Origin of the sequence: Knoellia locipacati (assembly GCF_044791685.1) — a bacterium.
In the GTDB taxonomy this organism is placed as follows: domain Bacteria; phylum Actinomycetota; class Actinomycetes; order Actinomycetales; family Dermatophilaceae; genus Knoellia; species Knoellia locipacati_A.
On sequence record NZ_CP087730.1, the window covers coordinates 3,761,169 to 3,776,523 of the forward strand.

Here is a 15,355-nt window from a genome sequence, read left to right on the forward strand (position 1 = left end):
CCGTCAGAACATAACGTTATAACCTTTCACCCGCCAGCCCCTGGCATGACCCTGCGACGATGAGGAGTGCACCGTGTCCGACGGTCCCGTGGAATGGCTCGACATCCGTGGAGGCCGCATCGGCGTCCACCCGGGGACGGGGGCGCTGGTCAGCGCGCGGCTCGGTGAGGACGGACGTCAGCTCGTCGAGCGCCCCTCGGGGGCGGGTCTGCTCAGGGTGGCCCTGCCCGTGGAGGGTTACGGGTCGCACTACCTCGAGGCCGGAGTCCACGGCGCCCCCCGGGTGGAACGCCTGCCTGACGGCCTTCGCCTCGTCCACACCGAGCTGTCCTCGGAGCACGTGACGGCTGCCGTGCGTGTCGAGATCGAGCTCCGATCTGCCGACGAGGGACTCGTGGTGAGGGCCCGGGTCCACAATGGGAGCGACCTCCCGATACCGCAGGTGGCCTTCCCGCAGCTCCTCGGCCTGGGAGCGGTGCCGGGCAGCGACGACGCCCGCGTGGGTCTGCGTGCGAGCGCTGCCGGGCACCCCCCGCGCATCTCCCTCACCGGGTCCGACGAGACCCGGCTGCGGCTGAGCCGGGGCACGGTGTGGCCGTTGCGCCAGCTCTCGATGCGGCCCGACGACGCGTCCTTCCTCGAGACCCCCCTGCAGCGCTACTTCGGCTACGGCGCCTTCGAGTTCTCGATGAAGTGGTTCGACTACGGCGACTCCCGGGGCGGGCTCACGATGTACTCGCGAGACCCCCGGTATGCCGCCCAAGGCCTTCTCGTCGAGCGCCCTGACCGTACGCGTGACGAGGTGGACCTGCGCTGGCTGCACTTCCCGACGATCGGTCCGGGCGAGTCGTGGGAGAGCGGGGACTTCGTTCTGCTCCTGCACCAGGGCGACTGGTATGCCGGAGCCCGCGCCTTCCAGGAGTTCGCGGCGCAGGCCTACCCCTACAACGCGCCGCAGCACATCCGTGAGGCGCTGGGCATCCGGACGGTGTGGCCGGCCATCCGGCACGCGCCACCGAACTTCACGATCGACGTGCTGCCCGAGTACGCCGAGGAGGTGGCCGACGTGGAGCTCGGCCTCGCCGAGCTCTGTGTGTGGCACTGGTGGGAGAAGAACGGACTGCCGGTCATCCTCAACCCCCGTCTGGGCACCGAGGACGACCTGCGCGCGGCGCTGGCGCGCTGCACGGAGCTCGGCGTCCCGGTCTCGATGTTCGTCAGCCACCATCTCCTCCGCGACACCGACGAGACTCCGGACGAGTGGCGGCACCTCAACGCGGCCGGGCAACCGGTGCAGGACGACTGGACCTACGGCCGCGACTTCCTCCCCAGGTTCCACATCCCCTTCATGGGGACCCACGCCATGATGCGAGGTTCCCTGCTCTCCCCCGGTCTGCGGGAGGCGATCCTCGCCGAGCACGAGCGCATCCTCGACCTCGGGGCCACGTCCACCTGCTGGGACCAGTTCTGGTCGTGGTTCGAGCCGAGCTACAACCCGAGCGCCGATGGCGCCCCGGACGAGGAGGGCGACCGCCTCCTCGACGTCGGTCGTGCCATCCACGACCTCGTCCGGAGCAGGAACCCGCGAGGCACCTTCTCCGGCGAGATGATGACCGAGCAGAAGGTGCCGATGCTCGACTACACGTGGGAGTGGCGCAACAGCGCCGACCTCGACGAGGACGCACCCTTCCGCTACGTCTTCCCGCAGGTGCGTCTCAACGCCAACGTCAACGAGCACCCGCGGGGCGCCCTGCTGGCCTTCGCCGACGGGGGGCTCATCAACGTCATGCCCGGACAGATGAACAGCTACCGGCTCGCCGACTGCCCCGACCTGGATCGCACCCTGCGTCAGCTGTCCGCCCTGCGGCGGCGCTTCCTCGGCTACTTCTGCGAGGGCCAGTACCGCCACGTCGAGGGCCTCACGGCCGTCGGCTGCCATGCCCGGGCGTACTCGTGGGGTGAGCGCGTGCTCGTGGTCGTGCTGAACGCCACGGACGACGCGGTGGAGGCGAGCATGGCCGTCGACCCCCGCGTCTGGGGAGGCAGGCCCGTGACCGGTTCGCCCACGGTCGTGGACCTCGACGGTGCGACGCGAGAGGGCTGGAACGACGGGAGGTTCTCCGGAGTCGTCGAACCCGACGGCCTGCGCCTCCTCGAGTTCGTCTAGCCCTCTCAGGACACCTGTATGCCGGGCGCTCCCGGGAGCGTGACCAGCGTCTGGCTGGTCCGCGCCGTGTACGTCGGGGTGCTGATCCGGTCAATGGCGCGGACCTCGGTCACCCACTTCTCGTGGCTGATGCGGCAGCGCAGGTAGCCGCGCCAGAGGTCGGCGCTGACGAGGTGCGGATTGGCGCGCTTGCGCAGCTCGAGCCCCGCGTCGGTCTGGCCGCCGTCGCGGCCGCTGGAGACCGACGACCCGGCGAACTCCACGCCGACCGGCCGCGAGGCGGGATCGTCGAAATCGGCCAGCACGTTGAGGTGGTAGTTCCGGTGGATGTCACCGGTGAGGACGACGAAGCCGTCGACGTCCTTGTCGATGACGGTGTCGATGACCCGTTGCTGTGCGGCCTGGTAGGCGTCCCACTGCCCGGTCGAGAAACGCTCGCCCTCCGTCTCGTCGCTGTCGAGGCGGCTGAACAGCACCGTGTTGGCGAGGGCGTCCCACGTCGTGCCGCCGGAGCCGAGCCCGTCGAGGAGCCAGGCTTCCTGCTCGACGCCGAGCATCTGGCGGGCGGGGTCCCGACGCTCGGAGATGTCGCCGATCGCACCACCGGGGAACTGGGTGGTGCGGAACTGCCGGGTGTCGAGGACGTGGAAGCGCACGAGGTCGCCGTAGGTGAGGCGCCGGTGCATGACCGCGCGATGGCCACGCGGTGCCTGGGGAGGACGCAACGGCATGTGCTCCCAGAACGCGCGGTAGCCGTTGGCGCGCAGCTGGAACAGTGCGGGATCCATCGCGTCGTAGTCGTTGACGACCTCGTGGTCGTCCCACGTGACCATCCACGGTGAGACGCGGTGTGCCTCCTGGAGGTCGGGGTCGGTCTTGTAGAGGCCGTACTGCTGCCTGAAACGGTCCAGCGTGTCCGTCTGGCGGGCATAGTCCTCGGGGAGCACCGGTGTCTGCGGCGCTCGAACGGAGGTCGAGTCGATCGGGTACTCGTAGATGTAGTCACCCGCGAAGTAGACGAGGTCGGCCGGCTCGGAGGCGGCGTCCTTCCAGACGTGGTACCACCCGGCGCCCCACGACTGGCACGACGCCACCACGAGGTTGAGCGAGTCCAGTCGCGAACCCGGCGCCGGTGCGGTCTTCGTGCGGCCCACCACACTCAGGTACTTCCCGCTCCGGAACTGGTACCAGTATTCGCGGTTCGGCTCCAGACCCCGGACGTCGACGTGCACGCTGTGGGCGTGCTCGGGATGGGCCAGTGCCGTCCCACGACGAACCACCCGCGCCATCTGCGGGTCCTCCGCCACGACCCACTGCACCGGATGGGCGATCGGCCGAAGCCCGCCATCGACCTCGTACGGACTCGGCGCGAGGCGCGTCCAGATGACCACTGCGTCCGGCAGCGGGTCACCCGAGGCGATACCGAGGGTGAAGGGATCCTCGGGACCGCTCACTCCCCTCGCCACGGTCGCGTGGGCCCGGTCCGGATGGGCCGCGTCGAACGCCGCCACCACCGCCAGCCCTGCGGACCCGACGAGGAACCCGCGGCGGCGGATCTCGTGTGCGAGGACTGCTGACGACTCCGCTTCCCACCTGTCACTCATGCGTTCGATCGTAGGAATGTTGTGACGATCTCGCCATCGCTGCGCCGTGAACGCGTCGTGAACGGTAGGGACCAAGAGCCCTGTCCGGGCCCGTCCCCTGCTCCTAGCGTCGGCAGTGCAGGCGAACAAGGAGGAGCACCCACATGAGACGTCTACTGGTCCTCGGAGCAGGCACGGCCGGCACGATGATCGTCAACAAGCTGAGACGGCGACTCCCGCCCACGGAGTGGGAGATCACCGTCGTCGACCGTGACGACGAGCACCGCTACCAACCCGGCTACCTCTTCCTCCCCTTCGGGACCTACTCCCAGGAGCAGGTCGTGCGGAAGCGTCACGCGTTCATCCCCGACGGCGTCGAGCTCGTCCTCGGCGAGGTCGAGCGGGTGGCCGCTGACGACAACACCGTGCACCTCGAGGACGGGCGGACCCTGTCGTACGACTACCTCGTCATCGCCACCGGGACGACGCCACGGCCCGACCAGACGCCCGGGATGCTCGGCGAGCAGTGGCGCCGGAGCGTGTTCGACTTCTACACCTTCGAAGGAGCGCGTGCACTGGGCGACGCCCTACCGGCGTTCGACCACGGGCGCCTCGTCGTCCACATCACCGAGATGCCGATCAAGTGCCCCGTCGCTCCCCTCGAGTTCGTCTTCCTCGCGGACTCCTGGCTGAGGAAGCGCGGCGTTCGCGACCGCGTCGAGCTCGTCTACGTCACCCCGCTGTCGGAGGCGTTCACCCAACCGATCGCGGCCCAGCACCTCGGCGCCATGCTCGAGGAACGCAAGATCCTCCTCGAGCCCGACTTCATGATCGAGCGCGTCGACAACGACCGGAAGTCGATCGTCTCCTACGACGAGCGTGAGATCCCGTTCGACCTGCTCGTGACGATCCCGCTCAACATGGGCGCGGACTTCGTCCAGCGGTCGGGGTTGGGCGACGAGCTCAACTACGTCCCGGTGGACAAGGGCACCCTCCAGTCCACCGCGCACGACAACGTGTTCGCCCTCGGAGACGCCTCGAACATCCCCGCATCCAAGGCCGGCTCCGTCGCGCACTTCTCCGTCGAGGTCTTCGTCGACAACTTCCTCGAGCTCATCGAGGGCAAGCCGATGACGGGGGCGTTCGACGGCCACGCCAACTGCTTCGTCGAGTCCGGCGACGGCAAGGGCCTGCTCATCGACTTCAACTACGACACCCAGCCCCTGACCGGTCGCTACCCACTGCCGGTGGTCGGCCCCCTGGGTCTGCTCAAGGAGACCCGCGCCAACCACCTCGGCAAGCTCGCCTTCCGCTGGGTCTACTGGAACGTCCTGCTCCCCGGACGGCCGCTCCCCCTTCCCGCCCTCATGTCCATGGCCGGCAAGGTCGCACCGGCCGACACCCCACCCAAAACAGCAGCCAAGGAGTGAGCACGATGCCCGTCACCACGATCGACAACCGCCCGGTGCACGTCAACGAGGAAGGCTTCCTCACCGAGCCCGCGGAGTGGGACGAGTCCCTGGGCAAGGCCCTGGCTACCCAGATCGGGCTCGAGCTCGGCGACGAGCACTGGAAGGCGATCCGCTTCCTGCGCGACGACTACGCGACCCACGGCGAGACCCCGACCCTGCGACGCGTCACGGTGGCGGGCGGCATACCCATCAAGGACCTGTTCCGGCTCTTTCCCCAGAAGCCCGCCAAGAAGATGGCCTACGTCGCCGGTCTCCCGAAGCCGCACGGCTGCGTCTGAGCGCGGTCCCCACACCACCCACCCGAAAGGCAGCCTCGCCATGACCACCACCGACACGGCACCAGCCATCGTCCCGACCTTCGACAGCCCGGCGAGCGAGGGCCGCAAGCTGGCCATCATCTGCTCCAAGGGGAGCCTCGACATGGCCTACCCCGGCCTGATCCTCGCCAACGCGGCGCTGGGCGAAGGCGTGGAGACGCACATGTTCTTCACGTTCTGGGGCTTCGACATGATCAACAAGAAGACGATGGCCGACCTCAAGTTCACCCCGCTCGGCAACACGGCGACCCACATGCCCCAGGGCCTCGGTGGGATCCCCGGAATCACGCACATGGCCACGTCCAAGCTCAAGAAGTCGATCGCCGACCTCGACGTCCCGGAGGTGCCCGAGTTCCTCGAGCAGATCGTCGCCTCGGGTGGCCACCTGTGGGCCTGCCGGATGTCGGCGGACATGAACCACCTCAGCGAGGAGGACCTCTACGACGAGGTCGAGGGCATCATCAGCGCCAGCGACTTCATCGAGAAGACCGAAGGGGCGCAGCTGCTCTTCATCTGAGCGGCCGCCGGACCGGGGAGGCCGCAACGTGGCAGCCGGCCCGGACACCCCTCAGCCCAGGGTGGCGCTGTGGTCCGGCACGTACGTCGTGTGCTCGCGCGGCGGGCGCTCGTAGCCCCGCGGCTCGGGGCGCTCCGGCAGCGACAGGGTCGGCAGCGGCACCTCGACGTAGGGGATCGTCGACAGCAGGTGCGCCATCATGTTGAGGCGCGCCCGCTTCTTGGAGTCGGACTCGACGACGAACCAGGGCGCCTCGGGGATGTCGGTGTGGACCATCATCTCGTCCTTGGAGCGCGAGTAGTCCTCCCAGCGGGTGATCGACTCGAGGTCCATCGGCGACAGCTTCCACTGCCGCATCGGGTCGTCGAGCCGCGACCTGAACCTGCGCTGCTGCTCGGCGTCGCTCACCGAGAACCAGTACTTGCGCAGGATGATGCCGTCCTCGACGAGCAGCCGCTCGAAGATCGGGCACTGGTGCAGGAACCGTCGGTACTCGTTCGGGGTGCAGAAGCCCATGACGCGCTCCACCCCGGCGCGGTTGTACCAGGAGCGGTCGAACAGCGCGATCTCGCCGGCCGCGGGCAGGTGCTCGACGTAGCGCTGGAAGTACCACTGGGTCTGCTCGCGCTCGGTGGGCTTCGGGAGGGCCACGATGCGGGTGTTGCGGGGACTGAGGTACTCGGCGATCCGCTGGATCGTCCCGCCCTTGCCGGCTGCGTCACGACCCTCGAAGACCACGACGACGCGCTGCTTCTCGGCCTTGACCCACTCCTGCAGCGTCACCAGCTCCGCCTGGAGGCGGAACAGCTCGGCCTCGTAGACGCCCTTCCTCAGGGGCCCGTCGGGTCCCGCGGCCTTTCCCATGACCCGATCGTAGGCGCGCGACGAGGTCGTCGTCGGGGCTCGCCAAACCCGGCCCCAGAGACCCGGTGGGCTCAGGCGGTGACGAGCTCCTCGATCCGGGCGAGGGTGCGCTCCATGTTGCGCTTGGTCTGCCCGGCCATGCCGCGGACCGCCTGTCGCCCGGGCCACGCCTCGGTGCTGATGTCCCAGGTCTCACGGACGAGGGTGCCGCCCTCGACGGGCTCGAGCTCGTAGCGCCAGGTGCGGCCGGTGAAGAGCAGCGTCAGCGGGAACGGAGCCAGTGTGCGCCACGCGATCCGCTCGTTCTCGACGAGCTCGACGACCTCGTTGCGGGTCGAGTACTTCGCGCCGAGCTTCATGTCCATGCCGAAGGAGTCGCCGAGCCGGAGCCGACGACCACCCGAGCGGGCCCGCTGCACCGTCCCGGACCCGTCGATGTCGAGGTGGCGCGCAGGGTCCACGAGGAGGTCGAAGATCTGGTCGGCCGACGCGGGCACGACGCGTTCGACGCTCACTCGGTCACGGTTGGTCATGTGGCACAGGGTACGTGTGGCTCAGGTCGTGCGCGCACGGCGGCGCAGCCGCTCCATCTCCGCCTCGACCTGCGCCTCTCCCGGCTCGGGCCACAGGACGTCCCAGGCGTGGAAGATCACACCGATCCCCCAGCCGAACAGGGGGAACACCGGCCAGAAGAACCCGGCGCCGGTGAGGTACCAGACGGCCACGAGCAGCAGGTTCACCGTGACGTAGGCGATGACGTGCGCCATGAGCCCGCGTTTGTCGTTGAGCCGCTTGACGGCTCGTGCGCGCAGCTCCTCGTCCCTCGTCCCACCCACAGCGGTCAGCTCCGGTCCCGGGTCCGACATGGTGACCATCTCCTCTCACCACCAGCGTCCGTCGTGCCGGTGCCGCGCGGAGGGGCCTTTGGTCCCCTCCACCACTCGACCCTGGGAGACGACGAAGGCCCCGGTCCGCAGTGCGGTCCGGGGCCTTCGTCGTGCTGGTGGGCGATACTGGGTTTGAACCAGTGACCTCTTCCGTGTCAGGGAAGCGCGCTACCACTGCGCCAATCGCCCGTGAGGGGTACAACTCGAGGTGGAGACGGGATTTGAACCCGTGTAAACGGCTTTGCAGGCCGCTGCCTCGCCTCTCGGCCACTCCACCATTGAGGGGTGGCTAACCCTCCGAGCGGATGACCGGGTTCGAACCGGCGACCTCAACCTTGGCAAGGTTGCGCTCTACCAACTGAGCTACATCCGCACTTCGCCCCACTTGGTTTCCCTTGTGGCGTGCGGAGAGACATTAACTGATCCGGAGCGTGAACTCCAAACCCGCCTGTTTCAGCGTCCGGAACCGACCCGGATCCGGGGGATGACGAGGGTCTCGTCGTCGTTGATGGGCGTCAGAGGCCGTCGTGCTGCCTGCCGTATGCCGTCGAGGTCCAGGTCGTCGTCGACGTCCCCGTCGCCGGGCTCGTCGCCCTCATCCGCTCCCCTGTCGTCGCGGCCGGAGGTGTCGGCCGCACCTGCGGAGGCCGTCCGCTGGGGCCGTAGCCAGCCCACGAAGCGCTGCCGCAGCCCACGCTGCTCCGCCGACGGCCAGAGGTTGCGGATGGCGGCGTTGAGGGCGGCACCGATGAGCACCGCGATGGCGAGCATGTAAAGCCAGATGAGCAGCACGATCGGTGCGCTGAGCGGTCCGTAGATCGACGTGCCACCGAGGGAGGCGGCGATCGAGCCACGCACCGCGAACGACGCGACGACCCAGATGAGGAGCGTGAGGACCGCGCCCGGCACGTCGTGGGTCCACGGGCTCCGGACGGGCGTGGACACGTGGTAGAGGCTCGTGAACGCGGCGATGACGAGCAGTGACACCACCGGCCAGTAGAGGTAGGTGAGGACGTCCAGGCGCTCGGGCAGGAACTGTCCGAGCAGCGTCGGGCCGATGAGGACCAGCGGGATGGTGACGATGCCGACGACGAGCGCGACGACGTAGAGCGAGAAGCTGAGCACGCGGGTCGGCACGATCCCGCGCACGCCGGACTGGCCGTACATGATCGAGACGGTGTCGACGAGAACGTTGAGGGCCCGCGACCCCGACCACAGCGAGAGCACGAAACCGACCGAGATGAGGTCGAAGCGACCGGACGTGAAGACGTCGTCCACGGTCGGTGCCAGGGTCGAGTCGATGACGTCGTCGGTGAGGAAGCGGCCGGCATACTCCGTGATCGACTGGCGCACGGTCTCGACGGTGCCCTCACCCAGCCACCGCCCGACGTAGCCGACCCCACCGAAGAGCCCCAGCACCAGTGGGGGCAGCGAGAGCAGCGCGAAGAAGCCGGCCTCCGAGGCCAGCCCGGTGACCCGGTAGCGCAGGCACACACGGATCGTCTCGACCGTGAGCCGCGCCAAGGCCTCGAGGGCAGGGAACCGCGCCAGCCAGCGCCGGAGGCGTCGCTTCGCGTCGGTCACGGCGTTCACGCTAGCCGCCCCACCTGCGAGGACGAGTCCGTGACACGGCGGCGCGGCGGACACGAGCGGGTCACATCTGGACCGTGCCCTCGCGACCACGGACTAACCTTCGGCCCTGTGCAGACCCACGATGTCGTGAACCAGGTGCCGGACTTCTCCGGGCACAACCTCTTCGCCACCGACGCCGTCGCCGTCGAGGCGATGCAGCGGTGGGGCCGCCGCGAGGACGTCGCAGCCCTGAGCAGCCTCGGTGAGCTGGCCGGGAGCGCGACGACGCAGGGATGGGCCGACGACGCGCACCGCGACACCCCTCGCCTACGGACCCACGACCGCACCGGGCAGCGCGTCGACGAGGTCGACTACACCCGCAGCTACCACGACCTCATGCGCGTCGCCGTCGGTCACGGGCTCACCGCCGAGGCGTGGACCCGCCCTCGGGACAGCGGCGCCCACCTGCGGCGGGCCGCCGGCTTCGTCACGTGGTCACGGGCCGAGGCAGGTCACCTCTGCCCCATCTCGATGACGTATGCCGCCGCGCCGGCCCTGCGCTCGACTCCTGCTCTCACGGACCGCTGGGTCCCCCTGCTCGCCTCCCGCGAGTACGACCCGGTGCCGAGACCACGGCGGGAACGCGGGTCGGCCATCGCCGGGATGGGCATGACGGAGAAGCAGGGCGGCTCCGACGTCCGCGCCAACGCGACACGGGCCGAGGCGACGCCGGGCGGCCCGATCGAGGGCGGTGAGACCTACCGTCTCACCGGTCACAAGTGGTTCTTCTCCGCGCCGATGAGCGACGTGTTCCTCGTCCTCGCGACGACCGAGGCCGGGGTCACCTGCTTCCTCGTGCCGCGCGTCCTGGACGACGGCACCCGCAACGCGTTGCGGCTCCAGCGCCTCAAGGACAAGTTGGGCAACCGCTCGAACGCGTCCTCCGAGGTCGAGTTCGAGCAGGCGTGGGCGGTGCGCGTCGGTGAGGACGGTCGAGGCATCCGCACCATCATCGAGATGGTGTCGTCCACACGGCTCGACTGCATCCTCGGCTCCTCGGCGACGATGCGCGAGTCGGTGACGCGTGCGCTGCACCATGCCCGTCACCGCTCGGCCTTCGGCGCCCACCTCGTCGAGCAGCCCCTCATGCGCAACGTGCTGGCCGACCTCGCCCTCGAGGTCGAGGCCGCCGAGCTGCTCGGCCTGCGGATGGCCCACGCCGTCGACGCCGGGGAGTCCGAGCTCGCGCGACTCGGTGTCGCGCTCGGCAAGTTCTGGGTCTGCAAGCGCACCCCGCCGCTCGTGGCCGAGGCCCTCGAGTGCCTCGGTGGCGCCGGCTACGTGGAGGAGAACGGCCTCGCCCGCCTCTACCGCGAGGCGCCGCTCAACTCGATCTGGGAGGGCTCGGGCAACGTCGGCGCGCTCGACGTCCTGCGCGCCCTGACGCGGGAGCCGGCGACCGTGGCCGCGCTCGACAAGGAGCTGTCCGCAGCCCGCGGCCACGACCGACGGCTCGACCGCGCCATCGACGCCGTCCCCGAGCTCGTCGCGACTGCCGCCACCGAGCGAGGGCCGTGGCAGGCGCGACGCATCGTCGAGCACCTCGCAGTGACGCTCCAGGCGGCACTCCTCGCCCAGCACTCCCCTGCCGCGGTCTCCGAGGCGTTCGTCGCCGGACGGCTCGACGGGGAAGGCCACGGGTCGACCTTCGGCTCCCTCGACGACGTGGGGCCTGCCGAGGTCACCGCGATCCTCGACCGCACCTGGTCGTGACGCTTGCGACGGCTCAGGGCATGAGCGCGAGGCGCTTCTTCTCGGCCTCGACGTCGAAGTCGGCCCGCGGCCACTGCGGGTCGAGCGCCTCGAGGTGCTCGAGCACGAGGTGGGTGACCGCCAGGCGGGCGTACCACTTGCGGTCGGCGGGGACGACGAACCACGGCGCCACCTCGGTCGAGCACTTCTCGACGGCGTCCTGGTACGCCAGCTGGTAGTCGGCCCAGTGCGACCGCTCGTCGAGGTCGCCGGGGTTGTACTTCCAGTGCTTGTCGGGACGCTCCAGCCGCTCGGCCAGGCGAGCCTTCTGCTCGCCGCTGGAGATGTGGAGCATGACCTTGATGACCGTCGTGCCCGACGCGACGACCGTGGCCTCGAAGTCGTTGATCTGCGCGTAGCGCCGCGACCACTGGCTGCGCGGCACGAGGTCGTGGACCCGCACGATGAGGACATCCTCGTAGTGCGAGCGGTCGAAGACGCCGATGTCACCGGGGCTCGGGAGGGCGTTGCGGATCCGCCAGAGGAACGGGTGCTTCTTCTCCTCGTCGCTCGGGGCCTTGAACGACGTGATCTCGACGCCCTGCGGGTCGAAGGACCCGACGACGTGACGCATGATCCCGCCCTTGCCGGAGGTGTCCATGCCCTGGATGATCAGCAGCACCGAGCGGGTGCCCCCGCCCCGAGACTCCGCGTAGAGCCGCTCCTGGAGCTCGGCGAGCCGCTCCCCCATACCCGCCTGGGTCGCCTCGCCGGCGGCCTTGTCACCGTCGAACCCGGGGGTCGACCGTGGGTCGAGCGACGCGAGGTCGAAGCCCTCTCCGGCGCGCAGCGCCGCCGTGAAGGCCGCCGTGCTCGCGTCCGACGCGCCGATATCCTGGCCGACCGACTCCTTCGTGGTGCTCTTCTTCGCCATCCCGGCATCCTGTCAGCCGCCGGGCATCCCGTGGGGTGACAGACTCGGCGTCGTGCGCCTGCTCCTCGACTCGAGATCACCCTCCGCGTCCGGCACGGTCGGCGACGACGACCTCGCCCGGCTCTACGCCTGGCCCGAGGGAGGCGGCGTGCGCGCGAACTTCGTCAGCACCCTCGATGGCTCGGCCGTCGGCGGTGACGGCCGCAGCGGGTCCATCAACACCGAGGCCGACGGTCGCGTCTTCCACCTGCAGCGCGAGCTCGCCGACTGCGTGCTCGTCGGCGCCGGCACGGCTCGCGCCGAGGGCTACCGGCGTGGGAGCACTCCCCTGTTCGTCGTCAGCGGCCGCGGCCACCTGCCCGAGTCTCTCGCCACCGGCGAGGGCGACGTCGTCCTCGTCACGTGCGCCGCCTCCGGTCGCGAGCCGGCCGACGACGTCTGGGTCGAGGGCGACACCGAGGTCGACCTGCGTTCCGTCGTGGCCCGCCTCCACGACGCCGGTATGCCGTGCGTCCTCGCCGAGGGCGGGCCGAGCCTCTTCCACGACCTGCTCGACGCCGGTCTCGTCGCCGAGCTGGCCCTCACCATGGCCCCACGACTCGTCGGCGGGGACGGCACCCGCGTCGTCGCAGGCAGCCCGCTCGACGGCCGCTCGGGGTTCGATACCGAGGTCGTCCACCTCCTCGAGGAGGACGGCTCCCTCCTCACCCTCTGGCGCCTGACGAGCTGACGAGCTCACGAGGCCGACGAGCTGACAGGCCGACGTTCACCTCCGACAACTTTCGACCAATAGGTCACGCAACTTTCGACCATGAGGTCACGAAGTGACGGGTGCGGCGCCCGTCACTTCGTGACCTCTTGGTCGAAAAGTGACGGGTCAGGGAGAAGCGAGGAGCTCCAGGGCCCTGAGCCGGTTGTCGAGGCCGGGGGCGGCGTTGGTCACCATGAGCTCGTCGGCGCGCGCGTGCTCGGCGAAGCGCACGAGGTAGTCGCGCACGGACTCGAGATCCCCCACCGCCGAGTACGTCATCATGTGCCGGGCCTGGGCCGCCACGGGTGAGTCCATGAGGGCGTCGACGGCAGCGTCGTCGAGCCGGCCGGCATACGCCGGGACGCGGGAGGCGAGCGACCGGACACGCGAGCGGAGGACGGAGGCGGCCAGCGCCTCGGCGTGGTCCTGCTCGTCGGCGACGACGACGTTGAGGGCCGCGATGACGTGCGGCTCGGCGAGCTGCTCGGACGGCTGGAACTCACGCCGGTAGACCTCCACCGCCTGCTGCAGGGCGTCGGGCGCGAAGTGGCTGGCGAAGGCATAGGGCAGCCCGAACCGAGCGGCGAGCTGGGCGCCGAAGAGCGAGCTGCCGAGGATGTAGAGCGGCACCCTGGTCCCCCGGCCGGGTATCGCGTTGATCGTCGGCACGAGGCTCTCGTCGGAGAGGTAGCCCCGGAGCTCGAGCACGTCGTCCGGGAATCGGTCCGAGGCGCGCGGGTCGGCCCGCAGCGCCCGCATCGTCACCTGGTCGGTGCCGGGTGCACGCCCGAGCCCGAGGTCGATCCTCCCCGGGTGCAGCTCGGCGAGCGTGCCGAACTGCTCGGCGATGACGAGGGGTGAGTGGTTGGGCAGCATGACCCCGCCCGAACCGACGCGGATGCGCTCGGTCCGGGCAGCGACGTGGGCGAGCAGGACCGCGGTCGCTGCGGACGCGATCGAGGGCATGTTGTGGTGCTCTGCGAACCACAACCGCTCGAACGCGCCGAGCTCGTCGGCCTTCTGCGCGAGCACTACGCTGGTCTCGAGGGCCTCACCGACGGGCTGGTCGCGGCCCACCGTGGCGAGGTCGAGCAGCGAGAGCCGCGGTCCTGCTGCGCTCATGCCGAGACCGCCACGCGGGTGTCCTCGTGGGCCGGGGCCAACGGCGTGGCCTCGTCCTCGTCCAGCTCGAGCCGGGCGTCGGCTCCCCGGAAGGTGTTGGAGTCGTAGACGTCCTGGTCGAGGAGGCCGTTGCGCTTGGCGACGATCGCCGGGACGAGCGCCTGCCCGGCCACGTTGGTCGCGGTGCGGATCATGTCGATGATCGGGTCGATCGCGAGGAGCAGCCCGACTCCCTCCAGCGGCAGCCCGAGGGTCGACAGCGTGAGGGTGAGCATGACGACGGCACCGGTGAGGCCCGCGGTGGCCGCCGACCCGACGATCGAGACGAAGGCGATGAGCAGGTAGTCAGTCACGCCGAGGTCGACACCGAACAGCTGCGCCACGGTGATCGCGGCGAGTGCCGGGTAGATCGCCGCGCAGCCGTCCATCTTGGTCGTCGCACCGATGGGCACGGCGAACGAGGCGTAGTCACGCGAGACGCCCAGGTTGTGGGTCACGACGCGCTGGGTCAACGGCAGGGTGCCGATCGAGCTGCGCGAGACGAACGCGAACTGGATGGCGGGCCAGGCGCCGGCGAAGAACTTCACCGGGCTGAGGCCGTTGGCGCGGGCCACGACCGGGTAGATGACGAGCAGCACGATGGCGCAGCCGATGTAGACGTCGGCGGTGAAGATCGCGAGCGGCCCGAGCAGGTCCCAGCCGTAGTTGGCCACGGCCGAGCCGATGAGCGCGGCGGTGCCGACCGGCGACAGCTTGATGACCCACCACACGAGCTTGCTGAAGATCTCGAGCGCGCTGCGGGTGAGGTCGACGAACGGTTCGGCCTTCGCGCCCACGGCGAGGGCGGCTGCGCCGATGGCGATGCCGAGGATGACGAGCTGGAGGATGTTGAACGACGGGCTGGAGCTCAGCGACCCGCCGTCCTCGGCGGAGGTCGACACCTCGAGCCCGAGGAAGTTGCTCGGCACGATCGAGGTGAGGAAGTCGAGCCAGCTGCCGGTGCTGCTGGGTGCCTCGCAGGCCGCGGTGTCGAGCGTGGCGTTGGCGCCGGGGTTGGTCACGAGGCCGACCGTGATGCCGACGACGACCGACGCGGCCGCGGTGACGGCGAACCAGACGAGGGTCTCGCCCGCCAGCCGGGCGGCGTTCGTCACCTGACGGAGGTTGGCGATCGAGACGATGATCGCGGTGAGCACGAGCGGGACGACGATGACCTTGAGCAGCTGGACGAAGATCCCGCCTACGGTCTTGAGCGTCTCGGCAAGCCAGGCCTGGTCGAGCTGGCGCGCGAGGAAGCCGAGGACGACGCCGGCGGCGAGTCCGATGAAGACCTGCGCCCAGAAGGGCAGGCGGGGACGGCGGTCGCGCCCGGAGGCGGACGCGGGCACGACGGGGTCAGGGGTGGTGCTGGACATGA

General features: G+C 69.8%; 14 protein-coding genes and 3 tRNA genes. 6 read left to right on the plus strand and 11 right to left on the minus strand.

Annotation, left to right across the window (positions count from 1 at the left end):
• Window positions 1–73: 73 nt before the first annotated feature.
• Window positions 74–2,167 carry a hypothetical protein gene (locus LL946_RS17705; RefSeq protein ID WP_404383040.1) on the plus strand — a complete coding sequence of 698 codons (2,094 nt, stop codon included), beginning with the start codon at window positions 74–76 and terminating at the stop codon, window positions 2,165–2,167.
• A 5-nt stretch (window positions 2,168–2,172) separates the two neighbouring features.
• On the opposite strand, the gene LL946_RS17710 is transcribed toward LL946_RS17705, so the two are convergent.
• A complete protein-coding gene (locus tag LL946_RS17710) occupies window positions 2,173–3,771 on the minus strand; it encodes an alkaline phosphatase D family protein (protein ID WP_404383042.1) in 1,599 nt (532 codons plus the stop codon).
• Window positions 3,772–3,914: 143 nt separating this feature from the next.
• On the opposite strand from LL946_RS17710, the gene LL946_RS17715 reads away from it, so the two are divergent.
• Genes LL946_RS17715 through LL946_RS17725 form a run of 3 tightly spaced genes read left to right on the plus strand, consistent with a single transcriptional unit; the run spans window position 3,915 to window position 6,056 of the window.
• Entirely contained in the window at window positions 3,915–5,180 is a 1,266-nt protein-coding gene (locus LL946_RS17715) for an NAD(P)/FAD-dependent oxidoreductase (protein WP_404383044.1), read from the plus strand.
• Window positions 5,181–5,185: 5 nt separating this feature from the next.
• Entirely contained in the window at window positions 5,186–5,500 is a 315-nt protein-coding gene (locus tag LL946_RS17720) for a TusE/DsrC/DsvC family sulfur relay protein (RefSeq protein ID WP_404383046.1), read from the plus strand.
• Between the two features lie 40 nt (window positions 5,501–5,540).
• Complete coding sequence (locus LL946_RS17725; protein WP_404383048.1) at window positions 5,541–6,056, plus strand: DsrE/DsrF/DrsH-like family protein; 516 nt, start codon at window positions 5,541–5,543, stop codon at window positions 6,054–6,056.
• A gap of 51 nt (window positions 6,057–6,107) precedes the next feature.
• Here the strand turns inward: LL946_RS17725 and ppk2 are convergent, their stop codons facing one another.
• From ppk2 to LL946_RS17760, 7 genes are all read right to left on the minus strand, one after another.
• Window positions 6,108–6,920 (minus strand): polyphosphate kinase 2, encoded by an 813-nt coding sequence (gene ppk2, locus LL946_RS17730; RefSeq protein ID WP_404383050.1) that lies wholly within the window; start codon window positions 6,918–6,920, stop codon window positions 6,108–6,110.
• 71 nt (window positions 6,921–6,991) lie between these two features.
• Window positions 6,992–7,453: an SRPBCC family protein gene (locus LL946_RS17735; RefSeq protein ID WP_404383052.1), complete on the minus strand. Its 462-nt coding sequence runs from the start codon at window positions 7,451–7,453 to the stop codon at window positions 6,992–6,994.
• 21 nt (window positions 7,454–7,474) lie between these two features.
• The gene (locus LL946_RS17740; protein WP_404383054.1) at window positions 7,475–7,786 is read right to left on the minus strand and encodes a 2TM domain-containing protein; all 312 of its coding nucleotides are present in this window, start codon (window positions 7,784–7,786) and stop codon (window positions 7,475–7,477) included.
• Window positions 7,787–7,921: 135 nt separating this feature from the next.
• Window positions 7,922–7,996, minus strand: a tRNA-Val gene (locus LL946_RS17745).
• A gap of 17 nt (window positions 7,997–8,013) precedes the next feature.
• A tRNA-Cys gene (locus tag LL946_RS17750) sits at window positions 8,014–8,084 on the minus strand.
• A gap of 23 nt (window positions 8,085–8,107) precedes the next feature.
• Window positions 8,108–8,180: transfer RNA gene (locus tag LL946_RS17755), tRNA-Gly, on the minus strand.
• Window positions 8,181–8,260: 80 nt separating this feature from the next.
• A complete protein-coding gene (locus LL946_RS17760) occupies window positions 8,261–9,391 on the minus strand; it encodes a YihY/virulence factor BrkB family protein (protein ID WP_404383056.1) in 1,131 nt (376 codons plus the stop codon).
• Window positions 9,392–9,508: 117 nt separating this feature from the next.
• Here LL946_RS17760 and LL946_RS17765 point away from each other — a divergent pair, with 117 nt between their 5' ends.
• Window positions 9,509–11,152 carry an acyl-CoA dehydrogenase family protein gene (locus tag LL946_RS17765; RefSeq protein WP_404383058.1) on the plus strand — a complete coding sequence of 548 codons (1,644 nt, stop codon included), beginning with the start codon at window positions 9,509–9,511 and terminating at the stop codon, window positions 11,150–11,152.
• A gap of 13 nt (window positions 11,153–11,165) precedes the next feature.
• On the opposite strand, the gene LL946_RS17770 is transcribed toward LL946_RS17765, so the two are convergent.
• Window positions 11,166–12,065: a polyphosphate kinase 2 family protein gene (locus tag LL946_RS17770; protein ID WP_404383060.1), complete on the minus strand. Its 900-nt coding sequence runs from the start codon at window positions 12,063–12,065 to the stop codon at window positions 11,166–11,168.
• Between the two features lie 52 nt (window positions 12,066–12,117).
• Here LL946_RS17770 and LL946_RS17775 point away from each other — a divergent pair, with 52 nt between their 5' ends.
• A complete protein-coding gene (locus LL946_RS17775) occupies window positions 12,118–12,795 on the plus strand; it encodes a dihydrofolate reductase family protein (RefSeq protein WP_404383062.1) in 678 nt (225 codons plus the stop codon).
• Window positions 12,796–12,942: 147 nt separating this feature from the next.
• On the opposite strand, the gene LL946_RS17780 is transcribed toward LL946_RS17775, so the two are convergent.
• Window positions 12,943–13,938, minus strand: coding sequence for an LLM class flavin-dependent oxidoreductase (locus tag LL946_RS17780; protein WP_404383064.1), 996 nt, complete (start codon window positions 13,936–13,938; stop codon window positions 12,943–12,945).
• Window positions 13,935–15,353, minus strand: coding sequence for a dicarboxylate/amino acid:cation symporter (locus LL946_RS17785; RefSeq protein WP_404383066.1), 1,419 nt, complete (start codon window positions 15,351–15,353; stop codon window positions 13,935–13,937). The genes LL946_RS17780 and LL946_RS17785 overlap by 4 nt, the downstream gene beginning before the upstream one ends.
• Window positions 15,354–15,355: the final 2 nt, after the last annotated feature.

Coding starts and splice junctions, on each gene's coding strand:
- LL946_RS17710 (WP_404383042.1), bottom strand. CDS start 3,771: ATGAGTGACAGGTGGGAAGCGGAGTCGTCAGCAGTCCTCGCACACGAG.
- LL946_RS17715 (WP_404383044.1), top strand. CDS start 3,915: ATGAGACGTCTACTGGTCCTCGGAGCAGGCACGGCCGGCACGATGATC.
- LL946_RS17720 (WP_404383046.1), top strand. CDS start 5,186: ATGCCCGTCACCACGATCGACAACCGCCCGGTGCACGTCAACGAGGAA.
- LL946_RS17725 (WP_404383048.1), top strand. CDS start 5,541: ATGACCACCACCGACACGGCACCAGCCATCGTCCCGACCTTCGACAGC.
- ppk2 (WP_404383050.1), bottom strand. CDS start 6,920: ATGGGAAAGGCCGCGGGACCCGACGGGCCCCTGAGGAAGGGCGTCTAC.
- LL946_RS17735 (WP_404383052.1), bottom strand. CDS start 7,453: ATGACCAACCGTGACCGAGTGAGCGTCGAACGCGTCGTGCCCGCGTCG.
- LL946_RS17740 (WP_404383054.1), bottom strand. CDS start 7,786: ATGTCGGACCCGGGACCGGAGCTGACCGCTGTGGGTGGGACGAGGGAC.
- LL946_RS17770 (WP_404383060.1), bottom strand. CDS start 12,065: ATGGCGAAGAAGAGCACCACGAAGGAGTCGGTCGGCCAGGATATCGGC.
- LL946_RS17780 (WP_404383064.1), bottom strand. CDS start 13,938: ATGAGCGCAGCAGGACCGCGGCTCTCGCTGCTCGACCTCGCCACGGTG.
- LL946_RS17785 (WP_404383066.1), bottom strand. CDS start 15,353: ATGTCCAGCACCACCCCTGACCCCGTCGTGCCCGCGTCCGCCTCCGGG.